General features: G+C 49.8%; 7 protein-coding genes. 4 read left to right on the top strand and 3 right to left on the bottom strand.

Annotation, left to right across the window (positions count from 1 at the left end; genetic code table 11):
* Nucleotides 1–422: hypothetical protein (locus UB23_RS29710; protein WP_045057532.1), on the top strand; the 422-nt coding region annotated here is incomplete at its 5' end.
* Between the two features lie 78 nt (nt 423–500).
* Here the strand turns inward: UB23_RS29710 and UB23_RS01345 are convergent.
* Both UB23_RS01345 and UB23_RS30545 read right to left on the bottom strand, forming a co-directional pair.
* Nucleotides 501–1,934 carry a YfjI family protein gene (locus UB23_RS01345; protein WP_052672958.1) on the bottom strand — a complete coding sequence of 478 codons (1,434 nt, stop codon included), beginning with the start codon at nt 1,932–1,934 and terminating at the stop codon, nt 501–503.
* Nucleotides 1,931–2,233 carry a helix-turn-helix transcriptional regulator gene (locus tag UB23_RS30545; RefSeq protein WP_082069106.1) on the bottom strand — a complete coding sequence of 101 codons (303 nt, stop codon included), beginning with the start codon at nt 2,231–2,233 and terminating at the stop codon, nt 1,931–1,933. The genes UB23_RS01345 and UB23_RS30545 overlap by 4 nt, the downstream gene beginning before the upstream one ends.
* Nucleotides 2,234–2,541: 308 nt before the next feature.
* On the opposite strand from UB23_RS30545, the gene UB23_RS30050 reads away from it, so the two are divergent.
* The 3 genes from UB23_RS30050 to radC all read left to right on the top strand — a co-directional run bounded on the left by UB23_RS30050 (nt 2,542) and on the right by radC (nt 4,496).
* Nucleotides 2,542–2,871, top strand: coding sequence for a hypothetical protein (locus UB23_RS30050; RefSeq protein ID WP_082069105.1), 330 nt, complete (start codon nt 2,542–2,544; stop codon nt 2,869–2,871).
* Nucleotides 2,872–2,949: 78 nt separating this feature from the next.
* Nucleotides 2,950–3,918 carry a DUF932 domain-containing protein gene (locus UB23_RS01330; protein ID WP_045057531.1) on the top strand — a complete coding sequence of 323 codons (969 nt, stop codon included), beginning with the start codon at nt 2,950–2,952 and terminating at the stop codon, nt 3,916–3,918.
* Between the two features lie 80 nt (nt 3,919–3,998).
* Nucleotides 3,999–4,496: a RadC family protein gene (radC, locus tag UB23_RS01325; protein WP_045057530.1), complete on the top strand. Its 498-nt coding sequence runs from the start codon at nt 3,999–4,001 to the stop codon at nt 4,494–4,496.
* Nucleotides 4,497–4,643: 147 nt separating this feature from the next.
* Here the strand turns inward: radC and UB23_RS01320 are convergent, their stop codons facing one another.
* Nucleotides 4,644–5,300 (bottom strand): inovirus Gp2 family protein, encoded by a 657-nt coding sequence (locus UB23_RS01320; RefSeq protein WP_045057529.1) that lies wholly within the window; start codon nt 5,298–5,300, stop codon nt 4,644–4,646.
* Nucleotides 5,301–6,000 lie beyond the last annotated feature (700 nt).

Here is a 6,000-nt window from a genome sequence, read left to right as displayed (position 1 = left end):
AGATGTGTATAAGAGACAGTATATATACAGCCGCAGCTCAACACTCAATAAAACACGAACTACAAAACAACGCCTGGGCTGCTTTACTAGAAGCCAAACACTACTTAGCCTATCACGCCGGGCTCACAGACCCCATAAACCATAAAAAAACTGAACGTGCCCAAAAGGGCGGCCGTCAAAAAGCACAAAACGCACTAGAGCTTGAAAAATTAGTCATAACACTACTTTCGAAAAAAAGACCCAAAAAAGGTTGGCGAAACGCTTACGACGCAGCACACAACATCGCTAGTGAGTTATCGATAATAGCTAACGAAAGCAACATCCCCACCCCCAGCAACATGGAAGACCTGATACATAAACTGACAACCCTTATTCACGAAAACAAAGATGTCGCCAAGGCTTTTGATTCACCAGAAGGCTGAATCACGCTTCAACCACTAGCGCCGTAAAAATCAACACGGCGCATAGCCAACCACAATGAAAGAGCCTTACTTTACACTTCAAATCAAATCAATGTAATTAACTCCTTTATGCCTAACAATATCAATCAACCTTCTTTCCTTAAGCACATCCAAAGCACGCTCTAGACGAAGCTTATTTCTTAACTTGCCAGGCCCATACTGAAGAATTTTATTCTTCCTGATCTCGCCATATCTCTTACCAAAATAACTACACAGCCACTCCAACAAATCATCCGCATCAATATTTTCTTGTGGTGGAGGAACAAATATCTGAAAAAATTGATCTGAGTACCAGCAGCATAAATCAACAACAAAGTCTAGCGTTCCACACGAAACACCCCCCTGTCCGCCTTCAAAAAAGTGCAACAATGCCGCAACCCTAGCGATATTGTCGGCCAGTTTTGAAGCATGATCCGAGACGCCCTCAAATCTGCCACCTTCAACAATACCTGTTTCTATTTCATTGAAAACATCCCGCCACCTTTCTTTGGCTTCCTGAGAAAAATGCACAGTTAACCTCTCTTTTTTCGGAGAGTCTAACAATGCCCGATTCAGGACAAGCAATTCGCCAATACGCGCAGAAAAATCATTACACCTCTCCCACGACAATGTGTCATCACCTATTGTCCTAGTACCTTGCGTCGAATCAGGATGACAAACTAAAAACCTAGCCCATAACCCTGACCCACGACTTTTTTCGCCACGACGTTCCATATAGTCTTTAAATGCTGACTCTTGCAGCATAACGGATACAGTTAAGCGAGAATCTGAAACCTGATAACTCTCAACAGAAACACGATCAACTGCTATAGAGTCGCCACTCCACAATGAGTTCTGCTTCGACAGATCATTCAGTGCCCCACCATTAAGAATTCCGGCACCTTCGCTCGATATTAACCCAGCAGATGGAAGATTATTATGCAGACCAAAGAACAGAGCCTCTGATGTCGCATCATCATAAACCATCTTGTATTGCCTTGGCTTTACAGGCTTCGACTTTTCAAGCGCACTCAAAAGCGACACTTCCTCGCTGGAGCTAATGCCTTTATCTGTATTCTTGCTTATCTTCTTTAAGACTATCTTTCTTTTTTCCTTCCAAACTTCTAGCTGAACATTCCATTCGACAATAGCCTCTTGGTATTTTTTATACTCCAAGCACTGAAACTCACGAATTGGACCTAGAAAAACATTTTCCGCAGTCGACTTTCGCTCACCCGACCCAGCTATTGACAACAACATCAAGGATGTCGGGACACACTGACCAGTTGGTTTGCAAACATCTATTAGCCCCTGACACGCCAGTGAAATAGCCGTCAACGCGCCTGAGAATATTAACGCCCTCGGGGCTTGGACATTTTTTTCCGCCTCATTAACTGCAGCGGCTAGTAGGGCGCAAGGAACAAAGCGCGGAAAGCGTGCCCCTACCCTCGGTAGACTCTCATGAAGCCTCACGGTATTCAGGAGGATACTCACTGCTGCACCTCCTCTTCAGTCCCTTGATTGTCGCTGTCGCATCCCGCAGATTTCCCGATCTCAGGCACAACTAGGCCTGAAGCGCTCCTCCATCCAGCAGTAACCCTTGATTTAATCCAGGCATCAATCTCAACCTCAATCCAACCTATCGCAGCGATGCCCAGCTTGATCGGCTTGGGAAAAGTACTGTCATACCTTGGCGACTTCGGATTCATCCGATCGTAAATTGTGGACCTACCCAGTCCAACTCGCTCCTGTACATGTTTCAACCTCAGCACCCTAGAAACACAGCTTGTCATGCCCGTTACGCTCATCGTTTTTGCCTCAAGTTCCTAATCGATGAGTGAATCTATAACTATCCCCTTGGGTCATTTGACCATCTGCTTAATGTAATTTTTTACTCAAGTAGACCTCTTGACGCGAGCGACACAAGTCGATCTAGAAACAATGACCAGCCTCCAGGACAAGTCTCGTAAGCTGAACTGTAGCTGCTACTACTGCTACGAATAGCAGCGGTAGCTAGGTAGTCGGTACCCGTAGGATCACATTCAAAGAAAATTCAGTCACACATCACTGCCATGACATCCGCCCCATGGAGCTCAGAATCATGTCTTTGAAGTGCCCCTGCTGTAATTCCCCCGAAATCGTATCGTTAAGAACAGCTACGAAAATCACTGCCACAGTAGGCGCGGTGGGCGGTGCCGCTCGCGGAGTAAGCGCCGCGCTTGCTGGTGGCCAGGTCGGCGCCTCTGTCGGCGCTCTTGCCGGTCCAATTGGTATCACCCTAGGCACTGTCTCAGGGGCCATTCTCGGCGGACTTGCTGGAGGCATCGGAGGCTGCGCCCTCGGCGCCCAGCTCGGAGAAAAGCTCGATCGCCATGTGCTCTTCAACAACCTCTGCTTGATCTGCGGTCACCGTTTCAATCTGCCGACCTAATCCTCTTACAACATCCTTCGGCCAGTGCTGCGCGATGCGCAGCATTTATGCCGGCACGCACCCAAAGGAATCACTCCCATGACTCATCTCGTCGAACAAATGGCATACGTCGGCGCTATTCCTTGGCATGGCGTGGGTAACCGCCTGACGCAAAAACAACCGCTGGAAGTTTGGCAGCGCGAAGCTGGCATGAACTGGCAGATTCAGGAAAGTCCTGTGCACTTCAAGGCCGACACCGTCGGCAACCTGGGCACGATTCACTCCTTTCCGGAACAGAAGGTGCTGTTTCGTTCCGACACCAAAGCCCCCTTGTCGGTGGTTTCCAACCGTTACCAAGTTGTGCAACCCCGTGAGGTGCTGGAGTTCTACCGGGATCTGACTGAGGTCTCCGGCTACGAGCTGGAAACAGCTGGGATACTCAAAGGTGGCCGCAAGTTCTGGGCTCTGGCGAGGACGGGGCAGACAACCGTGCTGAAGGGTAATGATCAGGTGAATGGCTATCTGCTGCTAGCCACCTCCTGTGACGGTACGCTGGCCACCACCGCGACCCCGACCACCGTGCGTGTAGTTTGTAACAACACCCTGACCATCTCCCTGAACGACGCTACCCGCGCGATCAAGGTGCCGCACAACACTCGCTTTGATCCACTGGCGGTGAAAAAGCAACTCGGCATCGCCGTCTCCCAGTGGGATGAGTTTATCTACCGTATGCGTGCACTGGCTGAACGCAAAGTGCAATGGCATGAAGCCATAGGCTTCTTCATGAATGTGCTTTGCGATGTCAACCCGCACAGCCCGTTGCCGGAAGCCCTGCCGAATGAGCGAGCACTGCGTAAGGTGCAAAGCCTGTACGAAGGCCAAGGTCGCGGCGCCACGCTGGAGTCAGCCCAAGGAACTGCGTGGGGCTTGCTCAACGCCGTGACGGAGTATGTCGATCACGAGCGCCGTGCACGCAGTAATGAATACCGGATGGATTCTGCGTGGTTCGGTAACGGCGCAGCCCTCAAAGAGCGCGCACTGAACGCAGCACTGCAACTCGCCGCCTAGCCCACTCACCTACTCAACTATGAAAGCGCCTGGTCAGCTGCTGCTGGCCGGGCATTTTTTATGCTGCACAGGAATAGCTCATGAAATATCACAAGCTCATAGCCGGTGAAACAACCGGCACCTATGTCATGGAATCACCAGTCACTGAGGCCGACATCCTGCAGATGGCGCAACAACTTGCGATGAGTCGTCTGTCTAAAGGCCAGACACTGACCGAGCCTCGGCACGTATTCAGCCATCTTCAAACACTGCTGCAATACCATGAGCATGAAGTCTTTGCGCTGCTGTTGCTCGATACTAAGCACCGGGTTATCGGTTTCCGCGAGCTGTTTAGAGGCACCCTAGACGGCGCCAGCGTATATCCAAGAGAAGTGGTGAAAATCGCCCTAGAGCACAATGCTGCAGCCGTGATCCTGGTACACAACCATCCCTCCGGTGACCCCGAACCAAGTCAAGCCGATCGTACGCTGACCACCACCCTGAAGAACGCCCTTAACATGGTTGGTACCCGGATATTGGATCATGTAGTCGTGGGCGTTGAAGGATGCGTGTCGTTTGCCGAACGAGGTTACCTGTAACCCATAAAGGTTGGCCTAGTTACTCCGTCCGACAGACTTACTCTGGTCGATGCCGAAGCAGTCATTGGCACGGTAAGCTTCAATGAAGTTCAGCTTGTTTTTTGTCATGCATCCCTACCCATCGACAGATCAATAGCAACCCGCTACTCAGCTTCGACTGTATCCAAACCCATGCTGACCATCCCCATAGGCCTTAGTAGCGGCCTTGCAGAGGTAGCTCGCCCTGAAGAAAAGCTCACGCTGCTCCCGCTCGTCATCTCTGTCTAGGTGGTAGGTAGGGTTAGCCGGTATATGTACCAATCCATTACACTCATCGGGTGACAACCTCAGAGCACTGCCCCAGGCTTCCACAAGGCGATTGAAGATATTCTCCCTGCCTAGCTCAAACTTGCCAAATGCAGTGAACGCATCTCGGTTGAGCAGAATTAGGACATGGTAATGAGGCTTACCCAAGCATCCTAACTCTCTCGCCCAAACATACCGAACCTTAGTGTTATGGATATACCTTCTCGAAATACCAGCCTTTAATCGATTGTGCTTGATTTTCGCTTTAAATGACTCCAAGAAGCGGCCTATCACCTCGTTCGTGTACAGGTAGTCGGGCAGCTCTATAGCAGCGGGAAAGCGCAGATCACACCTGAAGGCGAAAACACGCGAGTATTCATCGAGTGCTCGACAAACCACCGAATCAAGACACCTTAGGTAGCTTCGCACGAAAGGCCCCTTACTCACCTGTATAGGTTGTCCCCGGTAATGATCCTCACGACAGAGCGTTAGATTAGAATTCCCTGGATGACGCTTCATGACTGACACTCCGACAAGTTAAATACATATCGGAGTGAGCTTAAGTAATTTTTTACAACACTAAATTTATCTATCCTGCCGAGACAGATAGAACATACATAGCTGCTTGGTGAGAACCAAGCAGCCAGACTTCTTCATTAGATAAATCGACACACCCTAAACTGACCATTGAATGGAACTAGCCACAATAAGCGACGCAACATAACAGACAACCATTTACCTACCAACCCGCGCAGCGGATCTACGCACGACGTAAATTACAGAGTTAGCTTATGCATAAATATAGCGATGTATATAAGCATATTACCAATACCGAGAATCTACCCTACTGCACTACAGCCGTTCTAGAACCAAAACCACCCAGTAGTGCTATAGATTACAATCCAATTCAACTCTGGAGAAATAACACCATAGCCAGAGGATGCCCAACCACACCTCTATGACTGGTTTCGTATGCGTCCGTCCAACAAATCTTCCTGACCCCAACGCCAAAGGCGATGGTGCCCCTAATAGAGGCGGATACCATTTCTAACCTTTTAAGCTGGTCTTTCATGCCGCTACAGCGCCATTCCTACTCCAAATCCTTCAAGACCCAGGTCATTCAAGAATGCGCCCAGCCCGGGGCAAGACGGTATGCCCAGATGGATGCGCCGCGCGCCACCCCTTCGACGAACATGGCTTGCACAAATCCACCTAGCAC

Origin of the sequence: Pseudomonas sp. ES3-33 (assembly GCF_000952175.1) — a bacterium.
Taxonomy (GTDB): domain Bacteria; phylum Pseudomonadota; class Gammaproteobacteria; order Pseudomonadales; family Pseudomonadaceae; genus Aquipseudomonas; species Aquipseudomonas gregormendelii.
This window is presented reverse-complemented; position numbering and strand designations above follow the sequence as displayed.

Coding starts and splice junctions, on each gene's coding strand:
- UB23_RS01330 (WP_045057531.1), top strand. CDS start 2,950: ATGACTCATCTCGTCGAACAAATGGCATACGTCGGCGCTATTCCTTGG.
- radC (WP_045057530.1), top strand. CDS start 3,999: ATGAAATATCACAAGCTCATAGCCGGTGAAACAACCGGCACCTATGTC.
- UB23_RS30545 (WP_082069106.1), bottom strand. CDS start 2,233: ATGACAAGCTGTGTTTCTAGGGTGCTGAGGTTGAAACATGTACAGGAG.
- UB23_RS01320 (WP_045057529.1), bottom strand. CDS start 5,300: ATGAAGCGTCATCCAGGGAATTCTAATCTAACGCTCTGTCGTGAGGAT.
- UB23_RS30050 (WP_082069105.1), top strand. CDS start 2,542: ATGTCTTTGAAGTGCCCCTGCTGTAATTCCCCCGAAATCGTATCGTTA.